Origin of the sequence: Bradyrhizobium sp. SZCCHNS3052 (assembly GCF_032484495.1) — a bacterium.
Classification (GTDB): Bacteria; Pseudomonadota; Alphaproteobacteria; order Rhizobiales; family Xanthobacteraceae; genus Bradyrhizobium.
Genome location: NZ_JAUETB010000001.1, coordinates 1,311,710 through 1,335,704, shown reverse-complemented (window position 1 = coordinate 1,335,704; position 23,995 = coordinate 1,311,710). Strand labels below are relative to the sequence as shown.

Annotated in this window: 28 protein-coding genes and 2 tRNA genes; 15 read left to right on the top strand and 15 right to left on the bottom strand. The window is 65.0% G+C overall.

Features of this window, described 5'->3' with window-relative positions:
- Nucleotides 1-84: 84 nt before the first annotated feature.
- The gene (locus tag QX073_RS06170; RefSeq protein WP_315755521.1) at nt 85-324 is read right to left on the bottom strand and encodes a pentapeptide MXKDX repeat protein; all 240 of its coding nucleotides are present in this window, start codon (nt 322-324) and stop codon (nt 85-87) included.
- A 362-nt stretch (nt 325-686) separates the two neighbouring features.
- On the opposite strand from QX073_RS06170, the gene dctP reads away from it, so the two are divergent.
- From dctP to QX073_RS06155, 3 genes are read left to right on the top strand one after another with little or no spacing between them, the layout of a single operon-like run.
- Nucleotides 687-1,709: a TRAP transporter substrate-binding protein DctP gene (gene dctP / locus QX073_RS06165; protein ID WP_315826912.1), complete on the top strand. Its 1,023-nt coding sequence runs from the start codon at nt 687-689 to the stop codon at nt 1,707-1,709.
- Between the two features lie 3 nt (nt 1,710-1,712).
- A complete protein-coding gene (locus QX073_RS06160) occupies nt 1,713-2,258 on the top strand; it encodes a TRAP transporter small permease (RefSeq protein WP_315751628.1) in 546 nt (181 codons plus the stop codon).
- Nucleotides 2,255-3,613 (top strand): TRAP transporter large permease, encoded by a 1,359-nt coding sequence (locus QX073_RS06155; RefSeq protein ID WP_315712058.1) that lies wholly within the window; start codon nt 2,255-2,257, stop codon nt 3,611-3,613. The genes QX073_RS06160 and QX073_RS06155 overlap by 4 nt, the downstream gene beginning before the upstream one ends.
- A gap of 78 nt (nt 3,614-3,691) precedes the next feature.
- Here the strand turns inward: QX073_RS06155 and QX073_RS06150 are convergent, their stop codons facing one another.
- The 3 genes from QX073_RS06150 to QX073_RS06140 are packed head-to-tail and all read right to left on the bottom strand — an operon-like array spanning nt 3,692 to nt 8,239.
- Nucleotides 3,692-4,603 carry a hydroxymethylglutaryl-CoA lyase gene (locus QX073_RS06150; protein ID WP_316173683.1) on the bottom strand — a complete coding sequence of 304 codons (912 nt, stop codon included), beginning with the start codon at nt 4,601-4,603 and terminating at the stop codon, nt 3,692-3,694.
- 22 nt (nt 4,604-4,625) lie between these two features.
- The gene (locus QX073_RS06145; protein ID WP_316173685.1) at nt 4,626-6,629 is read right to left on the bottom strand and encodes an acetyl/propionyl/methylcrotonyl-CoA carboxylase subunit alpha; all 2,004 of its coding nucleotides are present in this window, start codon (nt 6,627-6,629) and stop codon (nt 4,626-4,628) included.
- Nucleotides 6,630-6,631: 2 nt separating this feature from the next.
- The gene (locus tag QX073_RS06140; RefSeq protein WP_316225457.1) at nt 6,632-8,239 is read right to left on the bottom strand and encodes a carboxyl transferase domain-containing protein; all 1,608 of its coding nucleotides are present in this window, start codon (nt 8,237-8,239) and stop codon (nt 6,632-6,634) included.
- 328 nt (nt 8,240-8,567) lie between these two features.
- Here QX073_RS06140 and QX073_RS06135 point away from each other — a divergent pair, with 328 nt between their 5' ends.
- Complete coding sequence (locus QX073_RS06135; RefSeq protein WP_316225456.1) at nt 8,568-9,212, top strand: TetR/AcrR family transcriptional regulator; 645 nt, start codon at nt 8,568-8,570, stop codon at nt 9,210-9,212.
- 13 nt (nt 9,213-9,225) lie between these two features.
- Nucleotides 9,226-9,714, top strand: a complete 489-nt coding sequence (locus QX073_RS06130; protein WP_315712629.1) for an Lrp/AsnC family transcriptional regulator — start codon at nt 9,226-9,228, stop codon at nt 9,712-9,714.
- A 24-nt stretch (nt 9,715-9,738) separates the two neighbouring features.
- Here the strand turns inward: QX073_RS06130 and QX073_RS06125 are convergent, their stop codons facing one another.
- Nucleotides 9,739-10,044, bottom strand: a complete 306-nt coding sequence (locus tag QX073_RS06125; RefSeq protein ID WP_315751632.1) for an ETC complex I subunit — start codon at nt 10,042-10,044, stop codon at nt 9,739-9,741.
- 222 nt (nt 10,045-10,266) lie between these two features.
- Here QX073_RS06125 and QX073_RS06120 point away from each other — a divergent pair, with 222 nt between their 5' ends.
- From QX073_RS06120 to QX073_RS06100, 5 genes are all read left to right on the top strand, one after another.
- Nucleotides 10,267-11,409, top strand: coding sequence for an OpgC domain-containing protein (locus tag QX073_RS06120; RefSeq protein WP_315712065.1), 1,143 nt, complete (start codon nt 10,267-10,269; stop codon nt 11,407-11,409).
- Between the two features lie 174 nt (nt 11,410-11,583).
- Nucleotides 11,584-11,988: a translational machinery protein gene (locus QX073_RS06115; RefSeq protein ID WP_315712066.1), complete on the top strand. Its 405-nt coding sequence runs from the start codon at nt 11,584-11,586 to the stop codon at nt 11,986-11,988.
- A gap of 42 nt (nt 11,989-12,030) precedes the next feature.
- Complete coding sequence (locus QX073_RS06110) at nt 12,031-13,110, top strand: efflux RND transporter periplasmic adaptor subunit (protein ID WP_315751633.1); 1,080 nt, start codon at nt 12,031-12,033, stop codon at nt 13,108-13,110.
- Nucleotides 13,107-14,342, top strand: a complete 1,236-nt coding sequence (locus tag QX073_RS06105) for an ABC transporter permease (protein ID WP_315751634.1) — start codon at nt 13,107-13,109, stop codon at nt 14,340-14,342. The genes QX073_RS06110 and QX073_RS06105 overlap by 4 nt, the downstream gene beginning before the upstream one ends.
- On the top strand, nt 14,339-15,031 hold the full coding sequence (locus QX073_RS06100; RefSeq protein ID WP_316170495.1) for an ABC transporter ATP-binding protein: 693 nt from the start codon (nt 14,339-14,341) through the stop codon (nt 15,029-15,031). The genes QX073_RS06105 and QX073_RS06100 overlap by 4 nt, the downstream gene beginning before the upstream one ends.
- A 324-nt stretch (nt 15,032-15,355) precedes the next feature.
- Here QX073_RS06100 and QX073_RS06095 read toward each other — a convergent pair.
- The 3 genes from QX073_RS06095 to QX073_RS06085 form a co-directional block, all read right to left on the bottom strand.
- Nucleotides 15,356-15,432 (bottom strand) — tRNA-Pro (locus QX073_RS06095).
- Between the two features lie 162 nt (nt 15,433-15,594).
- A complete protein-coding gene (locus QX073_RS06090; RefSeq protein ID WP_315712071.1) occupies nt 15,595-16,248 on the bottom strand; it encodes a cold-shock protein in 654 nt (217 codons plus the stop codon).
- Between the two features lie 200 nt (nt 16,249-16,448).
- Nucleotides 16,449-17,210 (bottom strand): SIR2 family NAD-dependent protein deacylase, encoded by a 762-nt coding sequence (locus QX073_RS06085; RefSeq protein ID WP_316225455.1) that lies wholly within the window; start codon nt 17,208-17,210, stop codon nt 16,449-16,451.
- Nucleotides 17,211-17,577: 367 nt separating this feature from the next.
- On the opposite strand from QX073_RS06085, the gene QX073_RS06080 reads away from it, so the two are divergent.
- Nucleotides 17,578-17,742 (top strand): hypothetical protein, encoded by a 165-nt coding sequence (locus tag QX073_RS06080; RefSeq protein WP_315712073.1) that lies wholly within the window; start codon nt 17,578-17,580, stop codon nt 17,740-17,742.
- A 62-nt stretch (nt 17,743-17,804) separates the two neighbouring features.
- Here the strand turns inward: QX073_RS06080 and QX073_RS06075 are convergent, their stop codons facing one another.
- Nucleotides 17,805-18,095, bottom strand: a complete 291-nt coding sequence (locus tag QX073_RS06075) for a hypothetical protein (protein WP_315712074.1) — start codon at nt 18,093-18,095, stop codon at nt 17,805-17,807.
- A gap of 133 nt (nt 18,096-18,228) precedes the next feature.
- Here QX073_RS06075 and QX073_RS06070 point away from each other — a divergent pair, with 133 nt between their 5' ends.
- Nucleotides 18,229-18,378 (top strand): hypothetical protein, encoded by a 150-nt coding sequence (locus QX073_RS06070; RefSeq protein WP_315712075.1) that lies wholly within the window; start codon nt 18,229-18,231, stop codon nt 18,376-18,378.
- 468 nt (nt 18,379-18,846) lie between these two features.
- Here the strand turns inward: QX073_RS06070 and QX073_RS06065 are convergent, their stop codons facing one another.
- Nucleotides 18,847-19,149: an HU family DNA-binding protein gene (locus tag QX073_RS06065; protein ID WP_172109121.1), complete on the bottom strand. Its 303-nt coding sequence runs from the start codon at nt 19,147-19,149 to the stop codon at nt 18,847-18,849.
- 590 nt (nt 19,150-19,739) lie between these two features.
- On the opposite strand from QX073_RS06065, the gene QX073_RS06060 reads away from it, so the two are divergent.
- Together QX073_RS06060 and QX073_RS06055 are read left to right on the top strand one after the other, a co-directional pair.
- A complete protein-coding gene (locus QX073_RS06060) occupies nt 19,740-20,192 on the top strand; it encodes a VOC family protein (RefSeq protein WP_315712076.1) in 453 nt (150 codons plus the stop codon).
- A gap of 267 nt (nt 20,193-20,459) precedes the next feature.
- Nucleotides 20,460-21,101 (top strand): glutathione S-transferase family protein, encoded by a 642-nt coding sequence (locus QX073_RS06055; protein ID WP_316225454.1) that lies wholly within the window; start codon nt 20,460-20,462, stop codon nt 21,099-21,101.
- A gap of 5 nt (nt 21,102-21,106) precedes the next feature.
- Here QX073_RS06055 and QX073_RS06050 read toward each other — a convergent pair whose 3' ends face one another.
- The 4 genes from QX073_RS06050 to QX073_RS06035 form a co-directional block, all read right to left on the bottom strand.
- The gene (locus tag QX073_RS06050; RefSeq protein ID WP_316173691.1) at nt 21,107-21,376 is read right to left on the bottom strand and encodes a porin; all 270 of its coding nucleotides are present in this window, start codon (nt 21,374-21,376) and stop codon (nt 21,107-21,109) included.
- 44 nt (nt 21,377-21,420) lie between these two features.
- Nucleotides 21,421-21,678 (bottom strand): PilZ domain-containing protein, encoded by a 258-nt coding sequence (locus QX073_RS06045; RefSeq protein ID WP_315826902.1) that lies wholly within the window; start codon nt 21,676-21,678, stop codon nt 21,421-21,423.
- Nucleotides 21,679-21,843: 165 nt separating this feature from the next.
- Nucleotides 21,844-21,918, bottom strand: a tRNA-Glu gene (locus QX073_RS06040).
- Nucleotides 21,919-22,131: 213 nt separating this feature from the next.
- Nucleotides 22,132-22,464 (bottom strand): Rieske 2Fe-2S domain-containing protein, encoded by a 333-nt coding sequence (locus tag QX073_RS06035; protein ID WP_316225453.1) that lies wholly within the window; start codon nt 22,462-22,464, stop codon nt 22,132-22,134.
- Between the two features lie 215 nt (nt 22,465-22,679).
- Between QX073_RS06035 and QX073_RS06030 the strand changes: the two genes are divergently transcribed.
- Complete coding sequence (locus tag QX073_RS06030; protein ID WP_316225452.1) at nt 22,680-23,432, top strand: hypothetical protein; 753 nt, start codon at nt 22,680-22,682, stop codon at nt 23,430-23,432.
- A gap of 275 nt (nt 23,433-23,707) precedes the next feature.
- On the opposite strand, the gene QX073_RS06025 is transcribed toward QX073_RS06030, so the two are convergent.
- On the bottom strand, nt 23,708-23,833 hold the full coding sequence (locus QX073_RS06025; RefSeq protein ID WP_315712083.1) for a hypothetical protein: 126 nt from the start codon (nt 23,831-23,833) through the stop codon (nt 23,708-23,710).
- Nucleotides 23,834-23,995: the final 162 nt, after the last annotated feature.

Sequence of the window (23,995 nt, the reverse complement as noted above, 5' to 3'; positions counted from 1 at the left end):
CGCGTCCGGCATCGCGCGACTCCTCAATTCATCGGCGATGGGACTGATACGGTCGTCCCATCGCACGATGCCGTGCGAGACGAGCTAGTTCTTCTTCATCATGCCGTCGTCCTTCTTCATCCCGTCCTTGGACATGGCATCGTCCTTCTTCATGGCGTCTTTCGCCATCGAGTCCTTCTTCATGCCGTCGTGGGACATCGCGCCCTTTTTCATCCCATCGTCCTTGCTCATCTTGTCCTCCGCGAAGGCCGCCGGCGCGACGGCCACGTTGAACGCGAGGGCGGCAGCGGAGATACCGAGGATGAGGCGGCTACGATTGGTCATGATGATCGCTCCTTCGTATGACGGGGTTCGACGGCGACGGACGCGCCGTTCTTGGATATCGACGTTCCGATGAAGGCGATTGTTACGAGCGCGGGCGAGAATTTTGTTCGATCAAATTTGACTCGAATGCGTCCCGTTCCGGAATCGAGGACACAATTTTGCCCGGCAAGATCATGTTAGTACAACCGCGCAAGGGATTCACAGGCCGGTACGTGCGCCGCAGCAATATGTCGCTTCCCATGCATTTGGCCTCGAACGAACTGTCTAGTTCGGCTAGAGGTAAGCTCGACAGATTGGCTGGTATAAGTCACGCCAACGAACCGGGTCGGGAACCCAACCAGAAGTTGTTCAGGGGAAATCTCATGCTCACACGCCGTCATGTCATCGCATCCGCGCTCGCTGCGCCGGCCATGCTGCGTTTTGGAACCGGTACGGCCCACGCAGCAACGACGCTGAAGATCTCTCACCAGTTTCCCGGCGGCACCATTGACAAGGGCGATTTCCGCGACCGGCTCTGCCGGGTGTTCTCCGAGGAGGTTGCGAAGCGCTCCGGCGGCGAGATCGCGACCGAGATCTATCCCAACTCCTCGCTCATCAAGACCGTCGCGCAGTTCTCGGCCATGCGGAAGGGCGCGCTCGACATCAGCCTCTATCCGATGCCTTACGCCGGCGGCGAAGTGCCTGAGACCAACATCGCGCTGATGCCGGGTCTGGTCACGACCTACGACCAGGGCATGCGCTGGAAGAATGAGCCGGTCGGCAAGACGCTGAGCGATTTTCTGGCCGACAAGGGCATCATCCTGCTGACCTGGGTCTGGCAGGCGGGCGGCGTTGCAAGCCGATCGCGGCCGCTGGTGACGCCGGAGGACGCCAAGGGCATGAAGGTGCGCGGCGGCTCGCGCGAGATGGACATGGTGCTGCAGACCGCCGGCGCCTCGGTGCTGTCGGTGCCATCGAACGAAATCTACACCGCGATGCAGACCGGCGCCTGCGATGCCGGCATCACCTCGTCGACCAGCCTGATCTCGTTCCGCCTGGAGGAAGTGTCGAAGGCCCTGACCTCCGGCGCCAAGGCGTCGTACTGGTTCATGCTCGAGCCGCTGATGATGTCCAAGGCCTCGTTCGACAAGCTGCCGAAGAACCAGCAGGACATCCTCCTGGCGGTCGGCGCGGAGATGGAGGCGTTCGGGCGCAAGGGCGCGCAGGACGACGACATCGAAGTTGCCAAGGTCTACGAAAAGGCGGGCGCGAAGGTTGTGGAGCTCGATGTCGAGACCGTCAACAAATGGCGCGACATTGCCCGCGACACGGCCTGGAAGGACTATGGCGGCAAGTCTGCGAACTGCGCCAAGCTCCTCAAGCTCGCTTCCGACGTCGCGGCCTGATTGATGCACGCGCCCGTTATCGATACCGAGGCCACGACAGCCATCGGCGCCAGCGGTCCGCTGGCGCCGCTCCAGCGTGTTGTCTCGCTGCTCAATCGCATCATCGTGGTTCTGGCCGCGTTCGCACTGGTCGCGGCCTGCCTCATCCTGAGCTACAGCGTGGCGGGCCGTGCACTGTTCAAGGCCGCCAACTACTGGCAGGACGAAGCCGCCGTGTTCTTGCTCGTCGGCGCCACCTTCATGACTGCGGCCTATGTGCAGGAGCATCGCGGCCACGTCAGCATCGAAGCCTTCGTTGGGCTGATGTCGCCGCTCGCCAACAAGATCAGGCTCTGGCTGGTCGACGTCGCGAGCTTTTTGTTTTGTGCCTTCTTCACTTGGAAATCCTGGACCCTGACACATGAGGCCTGGGTCGATGGTCAGGTCTCGAATTCGATGTGGTCGCCGCCGCTGGCGATCCCTTACGGCCTGATGGCCGCCGGGATGACCCTGCTGTGCCTGCAGATGCTGCTGCAGATCGTGGCTCCGCTGACCGGAGCGCGTCGATGAGCGTGTTCGGAATTGGGGTTGCCTACGGACTCTCGACCCTGTTTGCGATGTTCGCGGGCATGCCGATCGCGTTCGCGCTCGGCGCCGTGGCCGTCGTGTTCATGGCCATCTACATGCCTGCCGCGTCGCTCGATACGGTCACGCAGAACGTCTACGAGGAAATGGCGTCGATCACGCTGCTATCGATCCCGCTGTTCATCCTCAAGGGCGCGGCGATCGGCCGCTCCCGCGCAGGCCAGGACCTCTACTCGGCGCTGCATGCGTGGCTGCATCGCGTGCCCGGCGGATTGGGCGTCGCCAACGTGTTCGCCTGCGCGCTGTTCGCGGCGATGGCGGGATCGTCCCCCGCGACCTGCTCGGCGATCGGCTCGGCCGGAATTCCCGAGATGCGCAAGCGCGGCTATTCCGGCGGCTTCGCCGCCGGCATCATCGCGGCCGGCGGCACGCTCGGCATTCTGCTGCCGCCCTCGATTACGATGATCCTGTTCGCGATCGCGGCGGAGAAATCGCTGGGACGGCTGTTCCTGGCCGGTATCGGCCCCGGGCTGCTGCTGGTGACCCTGTTCGGCGTCTATTCGGTGGTGCGCTTCCGGCAGGAATATGCGCGCGCGAAAGCCGTCTATGAGAAATCGGGCGCGTGGTCGGACATCCTGACCAAGGACGATTTTACGATGGCGCAGCGCTTCTCCGTGCTGCCACGCGTGATTCCGTTCGTGCTGCTGCTGACCGGCGTCATGGTCGCGCTCTATGGCGGCCTCGCCACGCCATCGGAAACAGCCGGTCTCGGCGGCATCCTCGCGCTCGTGCTGATCGCGATCATCTACCGCGTCTGGAGCCCGGCCGATCTCGCGCCCATCATGAAGGCGACGCTGCGCGAATCGACCATGCTGATGCTGATCATCGGCATGTCGCTGCTGTACTCCTACGTGATGAGCTACCTGCACATCTCGCAGTCGGTTGCGGAGTCCATCGTGGCGATGCACCTGCCGCGCTGGGAACTGTTGTTCGCGATCCTGCTGATGGTGGTCGTGCTCGGCTTCTTCCTGCCGCCGGTATCGATCATCCTGATGACTGCCCCGATCATCCTGCCGCCTCTGCGGGCAGCAAACTTCGACATCATCTGGTTCGGCGTGGTGATGACGATCGTGATGGAGATGGGCCTGATTCACCCGCCGGTGGGTCTGAACATCTTCGTCATCAGGAACGTCGCGCCGGACATCCCGCTGCGCGAGGTGATCTGGGGCACGCTGCCGTTCGTCCTGCTGATGATGGCCGCCGTGCTGCTGCTCTGCTTCGTGCCGCAGATCTCGACGGCGCTGCCGGATCTCGTGATGGGGCCGGATCTCAGCCGCTGACACGCGGCGAATGGCGAATAGGGAGTGGCGAATAGGGAATACGGCGAGTCTGCCTTTCCCTACTCGCTATTCGCCCCTTCAGCCATTTGCTGCTCGCATGTTCTTCGCGTTCAGCGCCGCTGCAACACGGCTGACGGGTGGCCGACCGAGCAGCCGGCTCATGTCGTTGGTGGCGGCCAGCAGTTTCGTCATGTCGACGCCGGTGCGGATGCCCATGCCTTCGAGCATGTAGACGACGTCCTCGGTCGCGACGTTGCCAGTCGCGCCCGGCGCGAACGGGCAGCCGCCGAGGCCGCCGGCCGCGGCATCGATGACGCGGACGCCCTCCTCCATGCCCGCATAGAGATTGGCCAGCGCCTGGCCGTAGGTGTCGTGGAAATGCATCGCCAGATGCGTCACCGGCACGTCGTCGCAGACGGCGCGCAGCATCTGCTTTGCCTTGAGCGGCGTCCCGACACCGATCGTGTCACCCAGCGAGACCTCGTAGCAGCCCAGATCCCACAGCGCCTTGGCCACGCCGGCTACTGCCTGCGGCTTGATCTCGCCCTCATACGGGCAGCCCAGCGCGCAGGAGACGTAGCCGCGCACCCTGATGCCGTCGGTCCTGGCGTGGGCGATCACCGGCTTGAAGCGCTCCAGCGACTCCGCGATCGAACAGTTGATGTTGGCGCGGGAGAAGCTCTCGGAGGCCGCAGTGAACACGGAAATCACCCTGGCGCCGGCAGCGCGCGCGGCCTCATAGCCCTTCACGTTGGGCACCAGCACATGGAATTCGCCGGGCAGCGCAGCCACACTGCGCATGACCTCGTCCGAGCCCACCATCTGCGGGATCGCCTTGGGCGAGACGAAGGCGCCGACCTCGACCGTGGTCAGGCCCGCCGCGACCAGCGCGCGGATGAAGGCGATGCGATCGGCGACGCTGATCGACATCTTCTCGTTCTGCAGGCCGTCCCGCGGGCCCATTTCGATGATGCGCACGCTCTCGCTCATGCCGACCTCTTCGGTTCGAGGATCAGGCGGACGGTTCGAGGTCCGCCAGTTCGACGCCTTCCTGCACGATGTCGCCGACCTTGCACTTGATCGCCTTGAGCCGGCCTGCGAACGGCGCTCGCAGGGTCTGCTCCATCTTCATGACTTCGAGCGTCAGGATCGCCGCACCCTTCTCCAGGACGGCGCCTTCCTGCGCAAGCAGCGCCACGACGGTCCCCGGCAACGGCGCCACGATCTTGTCCTCGCCGGCCTGCTCCTCGTCGTCACCGCCGAACGGATCGATCCAATGCAGATCGAAACGGCCGTTGCGGGTCCGCAGGTACAGCTCATGGCCCTCGATGACGGCCACCACATGGGATTTGACGCCGTCGCACACAAGGTCGAAGCCGCCGTCATCAGTCGGAAGTGCCGAGAACGAGGTCTCACGGCCCTCGATCGACAGGCGCTGCACGCTGGGACCATAGGCCAGCGTGGCGGTCCGCGGTTCATTCGCCGCGCTTTGGCGGAACGAGAACACGCGCTGCCGCAGTCCCACCGGCATCCAACCGGATGCGCGCCACGGCGAGCCTTGCTCCTTGGCCGCGGTCTGCTCGCCGATGAGAATGGCCGCGACGGCGGCACTGAGCTCGAGGTCGCCGGCCACCGCCCCCGACTGGGTCAGATGTGTCAGATGGCGCTCGATGAAACCGGTGTCGATCGCGTTGGCCACGACGTCGGGATGCGTTAGCAGCGACGACAGGAACGGGATGTTGCTGACGATGCCTCGGACGTCGGTGTCCTCAAGGCCGCGGTTGAGCCGCTCGATCGCAACCTCGCGGGTCGGCGCCCAGGCGATCATCTTGGCGAGCATCGCATCGTAATAGGGCGAGACCACATCGCTCTCGCGATAGCCGGCATCGATGCGCAGGCCGCCGGTTTCAGCGGGAAGCCGCCAGGTCTTGATCGTGCCGACCGAGGGCATGAAATTCTTGGCGGGATTCTCCGCGTACACGCGTGCCTCGATGGCATGGCCATGCAAGCGGATCTGGTCCTGCGTCAGCGGCAGCGCTTCGCCGAAGGCGACGCGCAACTGCCATTCGACGAGATCGACGCCGGTGATCAACTCGGTGACGGGATGCTCGACCTGCAGGCGCGTGTTCATCTCTATGAAGAACACGTCGCGGCCGTCGGAGACGAACTCGATGGTGCCCGCCCCGACATAGTTGACCGCGCCGGCCGCGCGACGCGCCGCGGCGCAGACCGTCTCCCGCTGCTCCGGCGTCAGCGTCGGCGACGGCGCCTCCTCGATCACCTTCTGGTGCCGACGCTGCAAGGTGCATTCGCGCTCGAACAGCGACACCAGATTGCCGTGGCTGTCGCCGATGATCTGCACCTCGATGTGGCGCGGGTTCTGGACGAATTTCTCGATCAGCACACGATCGTCGCCGAACGCCGCCTTGGCTTCGCGCTTGGCGCTGGTGACGGCATCAGCGAGATCGCCGGCTGCATCGACCACGCGCATGCCGCGGCCGCCGCCACCGGCGGAGGCCTTGATCAGAACGGGAAAGCCGATCCGCGCGGCTTCATTGGCGAGCGTCGCCTCGTCCTGCGCCTCGCCGTGATAGCCGGGCACCAGCGGCACGCCGGCCTGCTCCATCAGGAATTTGGAGCCGGACTTGGAACCCATCGCGGTGATCATCGCGGCCGTCGGCCCGACGAACACCAGGCCCGCGTCGAGACAGGTCTGCGCGAATTCGGCGCTCTCGGACAGGAAGCCATAGCCGGGATGAACCGCCTCGGCGCCTGTCTGCCTCGCAGCCTCGATCAAGCGCTCGATGTTGAGATAGGAATCGCGGGCGCGTGCGGGGCCGAGCAGCACCGCCTCGTCGGCGAGCGCGACATGCAGCGCGTTTCGATCCGCCTCGGAGTAGACCGCGACGGTCTTCAATCCCATCGCGCGTGCCGTGCGGATGACGCGCACGGCGATCTCGCCGCGGTTGGCGATCAGGAGCTTGCGAAAACGACGATACAATCCGGGACGAGCCATGATCACATCCTGAACAGGCCGAATTTGGTCGGCTCGACCGGGGCATTGGCGGCGGCAGACAATCCGAGCCCGAGCACAAGGCGGGTATCGGCGGGATCGATCACGCCGTCGTCCCACAGCCGCGCCGTCGCGTAGTAGGGATTGCCCTGGGCCTCGTATTGCGCACGGATGGGGCTGCGGAATTTCTCTTCCTCTTCCGCAGGCCAGCTCTCGCCCTTGGCCTCGATGCCGTCGCGGCGGACCTGGCTCAGCACCATCGCGGCCTGCTCGCCGCCCATCACCGAGATGCGCGCGTTCGGCCACATCCAGAGGAAACGCGGCGCATAGGCGCGGCCGCACATGCCGTAATTGCCGGCGCCGTAGGAGCCGCCGATCACCACGGTGAACTTGGGAACCGACGCGGTCGCGACCGCAGTCACCAGCTTGGCGCCGTCGCGGGCGATGCCGCCGGCCTCGTATTTCTTGCCGACCATGAAGCCGGTGATGTTCTGCAGGAACACCAGCGGAATGTTGCGCTGGCAGCACAGTTCGATGAAATGCGCACCCTTCAGCGAGCTCTCGCTGAACAGGATGCCGTTGTTGGCGATGATGCCGACCGGATGGCCCCAGATGTGGGCGAAGCCGCACACCAGCGTCTGGCCGTAGAGCTTCTTGAACTCGTCGAACTCCGAGCCGTCGACCACCCGCGCGATGATGTCGCGCACGTCGAACGGCTTGCGGCCGTCGACCGGCACGACGCCGTAGATCTCTTCCGCCGCATAGCGCGGCTCGCGCACCTCGCGCATGTTCAGCGCGCTGCGCGCGCCCGGCGGCTTCAGCGTGCCGACGATGCGACGCGCGATGCCGATCGCATGGGCGTCGTTCTGTGCGTAGTGATCGGTGACGCCCGACTGGCGTGAATGCACGTCGGCGCCGCCCAGTTCCTCGGCGGTGACCACCTCGCCGGTCGCCGCCTTCACCAGCGGCGGGCCGCCAAGAAAAATCGTGCCCTGATTGCGCACGATGATGCTCTCGTCCGACATCGCCGGCACATAGGCGCCGCCGGCGGTGCACGAGCCCATCACGATCGCGATCTGCGGGATGCCTTGCGCCGACATCTGCGCCTGATTGTAGAAGATGCGGCCGAAATGCCGCTCGTCCGGGAAGATCTCGTCCTGCAGCGGCAGGAACGCGCCCCCGGAATCGACCATGTAGACGCAGGGAAGGTTGTTCTGCCGCGCGATGTCCTGGGCGCGCAGGTGCTTCTTCACCGTCATCGGGTAGTAGGTGCCGCCCTTGATGGTGGCGTCGTTGGCGACGACGACGCATTCGCGGCCGGCAATGCGGCCGATGCCGGTGACGATGCTCGCCGAATGGACGTCGCCGCCATAGAGCCCGTGCGCGGCCAATGGCGACAGCTCCAGGAACGCCGTTCCAGGGTCGAGCAGCAGGTCCACACGCTGACGCGCCAGCATCTTGCCGCGCGACAGGTGCCGCTTGCGCGAGGCCTCGCCGCCGCCCTCGGCGACCAGCCCCAGCTTCGTCCTGAGGTCGGCGACCAGCGCGCGCATGGCGTCGGCATTGCGGGCGAAATCGGAGGACGATGGATCGATCGTGGAGTGAAGCGTCATGACCGGCGTCTTCGTTGCGAGGCTGGAGGGGGAAGCCGTGGGAGCACGCGTCAGAGCGGTCGCGGCCGTTCAGGCCGCTGAGAGCCCGGGTGTACCATCTTTGCCCGCATGCTGTCCTCCCTGCCCGTCGGCGGCCCGGTCCGCGGCCATCCGTCCTTCTCGAATTAAACGATCATACGTTTTTAAATTCTATTCTCAAGCGGATTGTTGTAGGGTCCGGGGCGAGCAGCATTTGCTTGAGACCACGGAATTTTCAGACTTCACTACGGGACCCCCTATCGTGGCGGATCCGCCGCGATCGGCACCGGGATGGTCCAGCGAGGACGAGATGGCGCGCACGATCGGGTCACATGGTCCGACGACGATGGAGGCGATCCGCAAGGCCGGCCTGCGGCTGATCTTCCAGCACGGCTATGAGGCCATGAGCCTCCGCCAGCTCGCCGCCGAGGTCGGCATCCAGCCAGGCTCGCTCTACAATCACATCAGCACCAAGCAGGAGCTGCTGGCGGTGCTGATCCAGGACCACATCAACAATCTCCTGCGCGAGCTCGACCAAGCGCTGCGCGACACCCATGGCCCCGTCGAACGCCTGAGGGCGTTCGTCGCCTTCCACGTCAGCTATCACATGACCCGGAAGCGCGAGGTCTTCATCGCCAATTCGGAGCTGCGCAGCCTCGACCCCCGCAACTATGAGGCGGTGGTGGCGCTGCGCGGCGCCTATGAGCGCCGGCTGGCCGACATCCTCGGCGACGGTGTGGCGCAAGGCGTGTTCGACGTCGACGACATCCAGGTCGCGACCTTTGCCATCATCGCGCTCCTGACCGGGCTGTGCAGCTGGTACCGTCCTGGCGGCCGGCTCACCAGGGAGGCGATCATCGCGGCCCACGAGAAGCTCGTGCTCTCGGGCGTCATGCCCCGCACCGCCGGGCCTGATCAGGGCGGCGGTGGCCGGCCTGATCACCCGACCGGCTGAACGGGCCGCGCCGATGGCTGGCAGCCCGGAGCTCGACGCGATCGATCGCAGGATCCTGGCGGAGCTCCAGGCCGATGGCCGGATCCGCATCAACGAGCTCGCCGACCGGGTGGGGATCTCGCATCCGAACTGCCTGCGCCGGGTGCGGACGCTGCGCAGCAGCGGCGTGATCAAGTCCATCCGCGCCAGCATCGATGAACGGTCGCTGGGCTATGAGGTGGTCGCGTTCGTGTCGATTCAGCTCGACAGCCAGCACCAGACGGCGCTGGAATCGTTCGAGGCCGCGATCGTGACGTTGCCCTGGGTCCAGCAATGCTGGCGGCTGTCGGGAGATGCGGATTTTCTGCTGAAATGCGTGTCGACCGGGGTCGAAGGCATGAGCCGCCAGCTCCGCCAGTTCGCCGCCCTGCCCGGCGTCCGGGCCATCAGGAGCTTCCCGGTGCTCGGCCTGTCCAAGGACGCTCCACTGCCCATCCCCGGCGGGCCGCCTCAAACAGGGTGAACGGATGACGGCCGGGCCGGCCCCTCAATGCGTCCAGGGCTCGCCGCGGCGGAACGAGAAATTGTCGGCATAGGCGATCTGCCGCTTCACCGGCTCCTTCGGCTCGATCACCTGATAGGGAATGCCCTTGCGCTCGCAATAGGCGATCGCCTCGTCCTTGGTGTCGAAGCGCAAGGTGACCTGCTGCTTCATGTCCGAGGAGGACGTCCAGCCCATCAGCGGCTCGACCGAACGCGGCTGCTCCGGCTCATAATCCAACTGCCAGTCCCGGGTCTTGGCCTTGCCCGATTGCATCGCGTTCTTGGCGGGCTTGAAAATGCGTGCGGTCATGGCTGGAAGAGCCCCTGGAAGCTGCGTCGTCATGCGTTTGGCGGAAACGGCCGGGATGGGGTACAGGCGAGCGTCGGCACGGAACGGTGATTCCCATCCTGGACATGACCGTCTATCGTGCCCCGTATAGTCATTCTGCCGTCCCGTGACAATCTCGGTCGACTGCCACGGCGCCTCTGCTCCCCGAACGCTTTCCATTCAAAACAGTGCGTTGAAGCGGCCATGAAAATCAATGCCACGCTGCCCGAGCGAGGGCGCGACCTTCGGCTCGACCTGTTTCGCGGAATCGCCAACTGGGCGATCTTTCTCGATCACATCCCGGACAATGTGGTGAACTGGATCACCACGCGGAATTACGGCTTCAGCGACGCAGCCGACCTGTTCGTGTTCATCTCCGGCTATACCGCCTCGTTCGTCTATGCGCGCATGATGATCGACCGCGGCTTCATCGTCGGCGCCACCCGGCTGTTCAAGCGGGTGTGGCAGCTCTACGTCGCCCACATCGTGCTGTTCGTGATTTATATCGTGGCCATCAGCTATCTGGCGACGCGGTTCGGCGTCTCCGAGATCATCGACGAGTTCAACGTCGCAGGCCTCGTCGACCACGCCAGCGATACGCTGGCCCAGGGACTGATCCTGAAATTCAAGCCGGTCAATCTCGACGTGCTGCCGCTCTACATCGTGCTGATGGGCTTCTTCCCGCCGGTGCTGTGGATGATGCTGCGCCAGCCCGACCTGACCATGATCGCCTCGATCGTGCTCTGGCTCGTGGCGCGACAGATGGGCTGGAATTTCGCGGCCTATCCGGCGGGCACCTGGTACTTCAATCCGTATTGCTGGCAGGTGCTGTTCGTGTTCGGCTCGTGGTGCGCGCTCGGCGGTGCCCGCCGCTCGATGGGCATCATCATGGCGCCGGCCACGCTGTATTTCTGCATCGCCTATATGGTGCTCGCCCTGGTCATGACGATGGCCGGCCGCTTCCCCGAGCTCGGATCGATGTTTCCGAACTGGCTCTATTCGGCCTTCAATCCCAACGACAAGACCAATCTCGCGCCGTACCGCTTCCTACATTTCGTGGTGATCGTCATTTTGGTCATCCGGTTCGTGCCGAAGGAATGGCCGGGCCTGGAGTGGAAGGCGTTCGATCCCCTCATCGTCTGCGGCCAACAGTCGCTGGCGGTGTTCTGCGTCGGCGTGTTCCTGTCCTTCATCGGCCACTTCACCCTGATGCTGAGCTCAGGTTCGCTGCTGGCGCAGATCCTCGTCAGCGCGGCGGGCATCGCGATCATGACCACCGTGGCCTACTACATCTCCTGGTCGAAGCGGCAGGACAAGCCGCTGCCGAAGCCGCCTGCGCCGAAGTAAACCCCGCGCATCATGGGCGCGGGGGGTGGTCCCCGCGTCAGTTGACCTGCATCAAGCCGGCCACGATCGGGCTCGCTAAGGTTTGCTTCACAACGAGTGCCGCCTTCGGCGGCGCGCGTTCCATGGCGAACGCGCAAGGCCGCCACGCGGCGATTTGCTGACAAGGACCAGAATATGCCCACCCATTTCCATGCCGTCGTGTGGCTCGATCACAGCGAGGCCAAGGTGTTCCATATCGGACTGACCGGTGCCGACGAGTTGACGCTGCATCCACACCTGCAGACCAAGCACCTGCACCACAAGGCCAACGAGATCGGCAGCGGCCACGCGGCGCCCGACAAGAATTTCCTCGAGGAGGTCGCGCACGCGCTCGATGACGCCGGCGAGATCCTGATCATCGGCCCGGCCGGCGCCAAGACCGAGCTTGCCAAGTACCTGCACGAGAAGCATCCTGCGGTCGGAAAGCGCATCGTCGGCGTCGAAGCTGCCGATCACCCGACCGATCGCCAGATCGTCGCCTATGCCAAACAGCACTTCAAGATGGCTCCGCCCCGCGTGGCGACGGGTACTGCCGGCTAAGTATAGCCTTTCTCCCGTCGCAGGGTCCGTTCGATCATGGACATGCTGACGCCGGACCGATCCAACGCCATTGCTGCCCCGCCGGCCGTCGATCGCGGCCGGCGTCGTTTTCCGTGGCGCGGCCTGCTCTCGATCATCCTGCTGTTCGGCGCGCTGGCCGGGCTTGCCGCATGGTGGGTGCGTGGACCGCTGATCGCGACCGCCCGCATCACCCGCGGCACGGCGGCCGAGATCGTGTATGCGACCGGCGCGGTGGAGCCTGAGACGTGGTCGCGGAGCACGCCCCTGGTCCGCGGCCGCATCGTCGAGCGCTGCCGCTGCGAGGGTAAGCTGGTCAAGGCCGGCGACGTGCTGGCGCGGCTCGACGACAAGGAGGCGCTGGCCACCTTGAACGATCTGCGCGCACAGGAGGAATTCCAGCGCCTCGAATTCGAGCGGCAGACGCAGCTACTGGCACGCGGCGCGGCCACCTCGCAAGCGTACCAGCGCTCCGAAAGCGATCTCGCCCGCATCCGCGCCCAGATCGCGGCCCAGACCCAGCGCCTCGACTACTTCAAGCTGGTGGCGCCGATGGACGGCGTCGTCCTCAAGGAGGACGGCGAGGTCGGCGACATGGTCGATCCCGGCACCATCCTCTACCGCGTCGGCCTGGAGAAGCCGCTCTGGGTCGTCGCCGACGTCAACGAGGAGGACATCCCCCGTGTCCAGGTCGGGCAGAAGGCGCTGCTACGCGCCGATGCGTTCGGCAACCAGGCCCTGCCCGGGACGGTGAAGCAGATCACGCCGGCGGGTGATCCCGTGGCCAAGACGTTCCGAGTGCGGATCGGCTTGCCCGACAACACGCCGCTGCGCGTCGGCATGAGCGTCGAGGCCAACATCGTTAGCCGCGAGACGGGCGACACGCTGCTCGCGCCGGCCAATGCCGTCGTCAACAACAGCCTCATGGTGATCGATGGCGGCCGTGTGCACCGGCGCGCGGTGCGGATCGGCATCCGCGGCTCCGCGGCGGTCGAGATCCTCGACGGCGCCCGCGAGGGCGAGCTGGTCGCGGCGCCGGCGACGGCCGACATCAAGGACGGCGAGCGGATTCGCGTGATCGAGCCCGAGACGTCCGTGCCATGAGCCTCGTCCTGACCATCGCCTGGACCCATGTGCGCCATCGCGCCCGCCAGACGCTGGTCGCGATCGCCGGCGTGATGACCGGCGTGGCGTTTTCGGTGATGATGGCGGCAATGATGGAGGGCTCCCAGGACGACTTCATCCGCACGCTGGTCGACGCGCTGCCGCACATTTCGATCACCGACGAGCTGCGCCAGCCGACCCGCCAGCCGGCCGACCAGGTCTATGCGGCGGCCGAATATCATCGATTGACCCCGAATATCCGCCGCCCCGGCATCAAGAACCCGATGGCCACCATCGCCTCGCTGCAGGGCTGGGTGCCGGGCGCGCTGACGGCGTCGGTGCAGTCCAAGGCCGTGCTGCGCTTCGCCGGCCGCAACCTGACGGTCGCAATCATCGGCATCGATCCGCGCACTGAAGGCCAAGTCTCGACGCTGGCGAGCCACATGCGGCAGGGCAATCTCAATTCGCTGTACCGGTCCTCGCACGCGATCCTGCTCGGCGACCGGCTCGCGGCCAAGATCGGCGCGCGGGTGAACTCCAACATCACGCTCGCCTCGGCCCAGGGCATCAGCATGAACGCGACCGTCGTCGGCATCTTCCATTCCGGCTTCCGCGGCACCGACGAGACCACCGGCTACGTGCTGCTGCGCACCGCGCAGATCCTGGAGCGCCAGACTGGGATCATCAACGAGATCCGCGTCCGCACCAACGATCCGATGCAGGCGCGCCTGATCAGCGAGCGCATCGGCGAGCAGACCGGCTACAAGGCGGTCTCCTGGCAGGAGGCGCAGGAGGACCTGCTGGCGGCGATCACGCTGCGCAACGTGCTGATGTACACCATCGTCGGCGCCATCCTGCTGGTCGCGAGCTTCGGCACCTACAACATCATCTCGACCATCACCCACGAGAAGACCCGCGACATCGCCATCCTCAAGTCGCTCGGCTTCCGCGACCGCACGGTCCGCACCATCTTCATCGTCGAGGCGCTGTTCATCGGCCTGACCGGTGCCGCCCTAGGCTGGGCGCTCGGCTACCTGCTTACCCGCGGGCTGGCCTCGCTCGAGTTCAAGACGCCGTTCTCCGACTACAATCATCTGCCCGTGCTGTATTCGCTGAAGCACTATCTGCTGGCCGGCGCGGTCGCGCTGATCTCCAGCGCGGTCGCCGGCTACTTTCCGGCCCGCGCCGCGGCGCGGTTGCATCCGGTCGACATCATCCGGGGGGCGACGTGAACCCGCCCCTGATCGAGGCGCGGCAAGTGACGAAGGTGCTGCCTGGCGAGGTGCCGGTGACGCTGGTCGCCAACATCGATCTCGTAATCCATCCGCGCGAGCTCATCGCCATCACCGGACCGTCGGGCTCGGGCAAATCCTCCCTGCTCTACCTGCTTGGCCTGCTCGACCTGCCGAGCCAGGGCGACGTGCTGATCGACGGCCGCTCGACGACCGGCATGAGCGAGGATGAGCGCGCCGAGGTGCGACTGTCGCGGCTCGGCTTCGTCTTCCAGTTTCATTTCCTGCTGCCGGAATTCTCGATCACCGAGAACGTCGCGCTGCCGATGCGCGCGCTGGCACGGCTGTCGCCGCGCGCCATCACCCAGCGCGCCGAGGAGCTGCTGGAGTCGCTTGGGCTGGCCGAGCATCTGCGCAAGACGCCGGACAAATTGTCGGGCGGCCAGCGCCAGCGCGTGGCGGTGGCGCGCGCGCTCGCCAACGATCCGCCGGTGATCCTCGCCGACGAGCCGACCGGCAGCCTCGACACCGCCGCGACCGCGCAGGTGTTCGGCATCCTGCGCGATCTGGTCACGCTGCGCGGCAAGACCGTCGTCGCGGTTACGCACGATCTCAACCTCGCCGCTCAGATGCAACGGCGCGTGCACATCATCGACGGCCGGCTGGCGCAGGGCGAGCTGGCGCGCTGATCCGCCCCCGGCGACCTCGGCACGGCCGACGCGCGAACCGCCTCCTGCGCCTGATTTGATTTAGCGCAAAGACGCGAGATTTCGATTCAGAGGATGCTGACGACCAGCGGATGTTCCTTCCCCGGATTCACCCGCACACTTCGGATGCTCCCGGGTTTTGCCGCTGCGGGAGCATCCGAATTTTTTTGGCCCAGCCGCGCTCGCGGTCGCTCGTGCCGATTGACGGCTGGCGGCCTGGCCGAAATCCTTCTCGCTATCGTGAGCGTCGAGCCGGAGTTCGCACCAGCAATTGGCCTCACCTGGGAAGCCGCGCCGCTGCGGAGATGGTCGGGGCAGCTGGATTCGAACCAACGACCTGCAGTACCCAAAACTGCCGCGCTACCAGGCTGCGCTATACCCCGATGGTCTCGAAGGACGATTGTCCTCGAGGACCCGTCACTACACGGTCGCGGCCTCCGCAGCAAGACTGCGGCCCGTCCGTGAAGATGGAGCCGGCATGAAAAACGGCCCCAGGAAACGCCGTTCCGGGGCCGTCAAATGCGGTGGTCGCAGCAAGCATTCGCTCAGTGCGAGGACAATGCCGGCGAGCCCGTCTCGGGGTGGATCTCGGCCGCCATCATGCCCTTGGAGCCGGGCCCGTAGCGGACCAGCACCCATTGGCCGGGGCGCAGCTCGGTCATGCCGTAGCGGCGCAGGGTCTCCATGTGGACGAAGATGTCCGGGCTCCCTTCCCCGCAGGTCACGAAGCCGAAGCCGCGCAGCCGGTTGAACCACTTGACCTGGGCTCGCTCCAGCCCGCTGGTCGGCGTGACCGTCACATGGGTGCGCGGCGGCAGCATCTGCGCCGGATGGATCGCCGTCGACTCGTCCATTGAGACGATGCGGAAGGCCTGGTAGCCCTTGGAGCGCTGCACGCACTCCACCACCAGGCGAGCACCTTCATAGGCGGTCTGGTAGCCGTCGCGCCTGAGCACCGTGACGTGCAGCAGCACGTCCGGCCAGCCATTGTCGGGAACGATGAAACCGTATCCCTTCGAGGCGTCGAACCATTTGATGACACCGCTGATTTCGACGAGGTTCTCGCCAAGACCGGTCATCGCATCGATTGCCGAGTCGCGCGCGACGCCGGTTTGATATTCCGCCCCGAGCCGGGTTGGTGTCGATACACCAACGACCGGCACCCCAAGCTTCTTGGACTCAAATCCGTCCGACCCCATAACCCCGGACCTCACATATGAATTGTGAGCCGCCACCCCTGCAACGGCGCCCTCATACACGTGCTCACCACCTATACCCACGATGAGTCACGCGAATCTCTCGAATCAAAGATAACATTCCCTCGTGCCGCGCATAGATAAAAATCGGTTTCAGTGAGGCATATGAACAGAGATGCCGACAAAAATGCATCAATTTCCGTTCAATTACGGACGAACGATCCGAGTACTTCGCCGATGTCGTGGTGGATAACGAGGTCTGCAACGTCGTCCTGATCGGTCGGTTCCCGGTTGATGATCACGAGTTGCGCGCCAGCCCGCTTTGCCATCAATGGAAAGCCCGCGGTCGGCCACACAACCAGCGATGAGCCGATCGCGACGAACAGATCGCAGTGCTGCGCGAGTTCGCTGGCACGCTGCATTTCATGCTCGGGCATCGACTGACCAAAGGATACCGTCGCGGTCTTCACCGGCTCCGCGCATTCGGGGCAATCCGGCGCGGCACCGTCGGCCTCGAAGCGCTCGCGCACCCAGTTGAGCTCATAGCGCTGCCCGCATCCGATACATCGCGCGTAGGTGGTGTTGCCGTGCAGCTCGATGACGTGATCCGGGGCGAAACCGGAGTCCTGGTGCAGGTTGTCGATGTTCTGAGTGATGACGGCCGGAATTTTCCCCGCACGGTAGAGCGACGAAAGCGCCAGGTGGCCGCGGCCGGGCCGCGCCGCGGCAAACGTCTCCTGCATCGCGAAGCGCCGCCGCCAAGCCTCGTCCCGCGCCTCCTGGCTGGCGACGAATTCGTCGAAATGGATCGGCCGGTTGCGCGTCCATAGACCGCCGGGAGAACGGAAATCCGGAATGCCCGTCTCGGTCGATATTCCAGCACCGGTGAAGGGGACGATCACCCGCGCCGCAGCGATCATGTCTCCCAGGCGGTTCACCCCGTCGTGCAGATCGGATGCAATCATCAGCGGCGGCCCCGAAGCATGAAACCTCGCATCATCATTGTCCTCCCTTCATAGCACGGCAAGCTGGCCCCCGCCTCTGGGCGTGTCCGGCTCGGCTGCGTCGTTGCGCCACTCCGCATCCACCGGAACCGGTCGTGAACGACGCAACTGCAAGCAAAGCGAGTCAGATTGTTTCGTGTCTACCGGAAGACGTTGGCGTTGCTCGCCTTCCGTCCCCAGCAAAACGCGCGAGCCGCCTGCAGCCGGGGCCGACCGTCCGCAATCACGCCCCAATCGGACATCCACATCGCGCCAGCGATTCGCCAGGAAGTTTGTCACGCGTCTCAGGGCGAGGCTCGCCGGATAGCGACCGGAGCAGAGAGGATCCGTGAGGCAGAACGAGACGCAGGACGACCGCCGCGCGAAGGAGCGCGCCGACATCACCGCAAGGATTGCACGGTTCAAGTCGACCCAGGAGAAGTTCGCGCGCGAACGCGAGGAATATGCCCGCTTGGCGTGGAAGAAGGCGCAGCGCGGCGAGGCCGCGGAATAGCAGGGATGAAAGAAGAGCCCGGAGGCTTTCGCCATCCGGGCTCTCCTTGTCACGACTGGCGCTTACCAGTGATGACGCCAGTGGTGGTAGCGATGATAGTACGGTCCGCCGTAATAGGCATACGGCCCGGGCGCGTAGACGTAACGCGGGCCGTAGTCGTAGTAATCGTAGCCGTAGCCCGGACCATAGTAATACGGGTGCGAGGCCGCGATCGCGCCGGCAGTCAACGCTCCCGCCGCGAGGCCGAATGCGAGACCCGGGCCGATGCCGCGCGCCTGTGCCGGCGCGGGTGCCGCCAGCGCGGTGATGGCGACGGCGCCCGCGGTCGCCAGAACAGCCAATGTCTTTCTCATGATCGAATGTCCTCCAATTCCCATGCGTCCAAACAACGCAGATGCGGGGGAGTTGGTTGCAGCCCGGCTCACCGCCGCGCGCGTTGGAACCGTGACCGTCGCCACACGTTCACCGCCATGAGGGAAATCCCCGATGGCATCCTGGCTGGAACTTCTGTTCAACATCATCGGCTATGGCGGATTCGTCGTGCTTGCGTCCTGTCATCCCAGGACCGAGGCGGCCGGTGCGGCGCCTGAAATAGCTGCGGACGACGGAGCGGATCTGACCGGCGAGCGCCGCTGAAGCCGAGCTTTGCGGGCGAGCGCCGGGCCTTCATCCACAGCGGATCCAACGCTTATCCACAGCTCCTCGGCTGGGCTCTTCGGATCGCGGATCAACGGCTTGCTGCGCCGTATCCACCGGCTTCTCCCCAGCGCGCGCGACGGCGCTCCCGCGCAGGCCGGAGGGCGTACGGGCCGGTCAATCTTCCCGCAAAGACCTTTGAACCTTCCTGCCCCTCCCCGAGACACATCAGTACTGGGGATTTCAGGGCCCAGTTTCGAGGGTGGCGCCACGCGACGAAGATATTCCGTCGCGCTGGCGCTGCTGTCGTTTTTCGGGCCCCCGCGGTGCCAACCTTCGCGGTCCGGGGACGCCGGCGCTTCGGCGACCGCAACACTCAGCCGCGCTGCAACCACACAGCCCGCAACGAAAAAGGCCTCCTTTTCAGGAGGCCTTTGACGTGATCACGACCGTGACTGACGGTTCAGATCAGGCAACCGCGTCCTTGGCGGCCTTGACCGGGCGGGCGCGCACGATCTTGCGGGCCGGCTTGGCCTTGAACATCATCTCTTCGCCGGTGAAGGGGTTGGTGCCCTTGCGCGCCTTCACGGCGGGCTTCTTGACGACGACGAACTTGGCGAAGCCCGGCACCAGGAACACGCCGTTCTTCTTCAGCTCCTTGTGGCCGACGTCGGTGAGCGTCTCCATGACGTTCTTGACGTCGCGCTTGGACAGCTCGGTCGAGGTCGCAATCTTCTCGATCAGTTGCGACTTGGAAAGTTGGGTAGCCATCGTATCTCCTTGTGATTGATACCGGTGAATGACGTGACGACTGCGCGGCTATCAGCGCATTGCTGCGCAGACTGGTCGGGGCTTTCTGGCTGCATTGCACAGCCGGGACTTCAGTCGTCTAGTGGCGTATCACCCCGCGATTTTCGGGATTCTCCTGCATTTCAAGGGGCCCCGAAGCACCCACAGCGGCGCCAAAATTCCAACGGAGCGCGCAGAAGTCAAGCTGCGATGGCGATCGAACGGAGCAAGCGATTCATTTTCCCCTATATTTCCAGGCATTTTCGACGGTCCTGCGTGATTTTGGCCGCACATTGCAGGCGAAACATGCTGAAATCCCTACATGCGGTCGCATCGCGCTCGTCCATCCATGCCGCGAATCACTGCCAAAACAGCGATTCGCTGGCATACGGAGGGGCTCTCGCAACACCGCGCAGCCCCGTCGAATGCGTCGTCGCGCGCACCGCACATCCGAGCGAGCCGGCGCCGCCGCAGCATCAGGCTCGATACACGGGCGGGCGAATTGCTGCTATGGATCGGCGTCCGCAGGCGGCCGTTGACCATCCGCTTCGAGTTCAGGGAGAGAAGACACGATGCGTTATCTCCACACCATGTTGCGCGTGCGCAATCTCGACGCCGCGCTCAAATTCTATTCCGATGCGCTCGGCCTCAAGGAGGTGCGCCGGATCGACAACGACAAGGGTCGCTTCACACTGGTGTTTCTCTGCGCACCCGAAGATGAATACCTGCTGAAGAGCCTGCCGCCGACGCGTGGCGCCCCGCTGGTCGAGCTCACCTACAATTGGGACGAGGAGAGCTATGGCGAGGACCGCTTCTTCGGCCATCTCGCCTATGAGGTCGACGACATCTACGCCACCTGCGACCGGCTGATGAAGCTCGGCATCACCATCAACCGGCCGCCGCGCGACGGCAACATGGCCTTCATCCGCTCGCCCGATCTGCACTCGATCGAGCTGTTGCAGAAGGGCGAGCCGAAGGCGCCGGCCGAGCCCTGGCTGTCGATGCCGAACACCGGACATTGGTGAGTCATTCGCCTTCATGATCCAGCCGGAACATCGTGGCCACCCTCGCGTTGTCGCTCCGATCGATGGAGAGGATACGAGGAGGCCGAGATGGGTCGAGGACTTCTATTGTGGTTGTTGGGCGTGCCGATTCCGGTGATCATTCTGCTCTGGCTGTTCTTCGGCCACTGATCGCCGCGAACGATGCGTTCGTCGGAAAAGCCCCGCTTCGAGCGGGGCTTTTTGCGTAACATGGGCTAATGATGACGCTCGCCCAGAGAGGAGCCGAACGTGTCCGCCGACGACAGACTGACGATCTGGGGCCGCCCCAATTCGGTGAACGTGCAGAAGGTGCTGTGGTGTCTCGCCGAGCTCGATGTCGCTTATGACCGTATCGACGCGGGCATGCAGTACGGCCGCAACAACGAGGCGGACTATCTCGCAATGAATCCGAACGGCCGCATCCCGACGCTGGTCGAGGGCGATTTCGTGCTGTGGGAGAGCAACGCGATCATGCGCTATCTCTGCCTCGCTTATGGCGACGGCACGCCGCTTTATCCAACGACACCGCGGCACCGCGCCGCGGTGGAGCGCTGGCTGGACTGGACGCTGTCGACGGTGCAGCCGATCGAGCGTCCGCTGTTCTGGGGACTGGTGCGAACGCCGCCGGAGCAGCGCGACATGGCCGCCTTGCAGAAGGCGGCCGACGACGCCGCGGCGATGTGGCGCATCCTCGACGCGCATCTGACCACGCGCAGCCACGTCGAGGCCGAGCATTTCACGCTCGCCGACATTGCGCTTGGCGCCTATGCCCGGCGCTGGTTCGGAGTCGAAGGTGTCGTCAAGCCGGAGCTGCCGAGCCTCGCGCGCTGGTACGGACAGATCGCGCAACGCCCGGCCTTCATCCTCCACATCGCGCCGCCGCTGTCGTGAGCACCTCAGCGGCTGGTCGAGGTGCCCATCTCGACGCGCAGGGCGCCGCCGACCTTCACGCAGGTATCGGTTCCCTCGACGCGTACGAAGTTGGCGCCGTAGGACGCGCAGGGATTGCTGGTAGCGGCGCCTGAACGGGATGCGGCCTTATTCGGTCCAGCCGCCTTCGGCCCGGGAAGCGATGGCGCAAGAAGCGACGACCCGGGCGAGCCGGCGGCTGCCACGGTCACGGCGGCGAGCACCGCGAGGGCGCCCAGGATGAGAGATCGACACATGCCGCTTGTTAGCGCGTCTGCCGCAGCGAAGCGACACCGGCCGTCTATTTGCCGATGAACTTGACGCCGACCGAGGCGCCGCGGCGCCACACCACCCGGCACTGGCGGCCCGTTCTTGCGTCGCGCGCGAAGGCGAGCCGGATGGTCGCCGGCAGCGCCGCCGCGTCCTGCAGGGTCAGCTTGGCGCCGGCGCTGGAAATGTCCTGAACCAGGCAATGGCGCACGGCGAACCCGCCATCCAGCGTGATCCACGCCGGCTGCTTCATCGATTTGCGGGCTTCCCGCTTCTTGGGCGCGGCCATCATCCTGCTCCTGCTCGCCCGTTGCAGTACGGCAAGGACCCTAATGGACGGTTGACCGGACCCCGACTGCGCGTGCGATTCATCGCTGCAGAACCTCGCGCCGACCGCGTCTCGGCGCAAACCGTCCGTTTCGATATCGAAGATGGAAGGAAAGCCGGCGCGGAGTGGCGCTCCCTAGCGGAATCGAACCGCTCTCTCCACCGTGAAAGGGTGGCGTCCTGACCGATAGACGAAGGGAGCAATACGCACGATGCCAGAGGGCACGAGGCCCCGGTGCCATCGCCGCTTGCACGTTTCGGTAAAACCTTCAGCAAATCAGCCGCTTGAGGCGATGATCTGCGAGGTCGGCTGAACCACCGACGGTGATTCCGTGCCGCGCGCCGAACGTATAGAGGCGTTTCGCCGGCCGGGCAAGCCACCCCGTGGCGGTGTTTCCGGTCTCTTCCCGCGTGCTCAACGGGCCGCAAACAGCGGAGCGATGCCGTCCGTGTCGATGGAGACCACGCCGTCCTCGACCTTGACCGGATATTGCGCCAGCGCGCTCTCCGGCGGGCGGAGCGGCGTACCGGTGAAAGCATCCCACGTCCAATTGTGCACGGGGCAACTGAGCACGCGGCCGTCGAAGCCGGCCTCCTCCATCGGCGCCGCCGTGTGCGGGCAGACGCCCTGGAACGCTTTGAGCTCGCCATTGTCGGGCCAGGCAAGGATGATGAGCTGGGCGTCGGCGATGACGAGGCGCATGCCGCCTTCGTCGATGGTGTCGGCCTTGCAGACGCGGGTGAACATTCGCGGGCCTCATGCTCCATTGCGACCCATCGCAATCGAAGGACCACGAGCAAAACTCGTTCCGCGGACCGCGCTGTGGCCGCGAGCCCGACAAGACCAAGCCCGACAAGACCATGGCACCCTTCTTGCTGCCCTTCCCGGCATCTCTCGTCGAACGAGCCATCGTGTCGCAAAGGCGACAGACCGCTCGGCGGCGAGTTGCGGCGGAGTGCGACATGACCGACATGACCGAGCTGAGAACACGCAAGGAGCCGCTCAATCTCGCCATCGTGCATGTCGATCCCGACGCCTTCATCGCCAACCTCATGGCTTGGCTCGAGATCACCGCCTTCATCAAGGCGCAGCGCGCCGGCGAGGCCGTGGTGCCTGCCGACGGCAAGACACCCGTATTGTCGGCGGCGCAATTGCAGAACGGCGGCGTCCACGAGGTCGGCAACGACGCGCTGTTCGCCTTCGCGATGACGGCGTCGCTGAAGGGCGACAAGGCCGCGGTCGACAAGGTCGAGACCGCCTTGCTCGACGGCATGGGCAAGGATTTTCCCGGCTCGTTCGCGCTGTGGCACTTCCGCGCCACGATCGATGCGCCGACCACGCTCGACGATTTCGTCGGCCAGGCCGGCAAGAAGATGCTGACAGGCGATCTGCCGCCACCGCCGCTGCGCGCCAAGGAATATTGGAGCGCCGGACTGCGCTTCTTCGAGAAGGCGCGCAAGTCGAACTTCGTCCACGAGATCATGTATCCGCTGGCGAAATGGACGCGGGCGTGCTGGACCGAGACGGCGGAGAAAGGCGTCGCCTTTCTGCATCACATCGAGGACAACGTCCCGGTGCTGCGCGAGGTGCTGGAGGAGCCGCGCAACGACCAGGCGTTCATCGCCAATGTCCTGCTGAAGCTCGCGCCTGCCGTCGATATGGAGTTGAACGAGGAATATCAGGGCTTCCTGCGCTCGCTGGCGCGGCGCAACTGACGCAAGGGTGCGGTGGTCAATTCCAGCCGACCCGCCCACGCAAAAAGGCCGGCGGGCGTTACGCCGCCGGCCTCTTGTCGCGACTGCCGGCTCCGGCCGTCCGGTTCCGTCGCATTCCTGGGGTATGCGAACAGGGTCGCGCGATCTGGTTAATGATAGGTTAACGCACGTATACCGGAATAACCACGATCATGAACTACAACCATGATCCCGGGTTTGCGTTCCGGCCATGAACCAGCGCGGGGACCATCGAGCGGCGAGATCGGACAAGGCCGTCAGCTCAGCTGCAAGGCGCGCTTCGTCTCACGGCGCAGCGCCTGCTCCTGGCAGCCCGACAGCCGGACGAGTTCCTGGGGATACATGTCATAGCCATGGCTGCCAAAGGCACTCTGCTGCGCCATCGGGACCTGCGCAGGGGTTCGGGCCGCATCTGCCCCTGCCCCTGCATTCGACGAACCTCGGACCGGATCGAGCCCAGTGTTCAAAGCGGCCATAGCCAGCTCCGCGAAAGAGTGCCTGCCCCCACTGGAACTATAGTCCACCGGTCGCGGGGCGCAATTGGG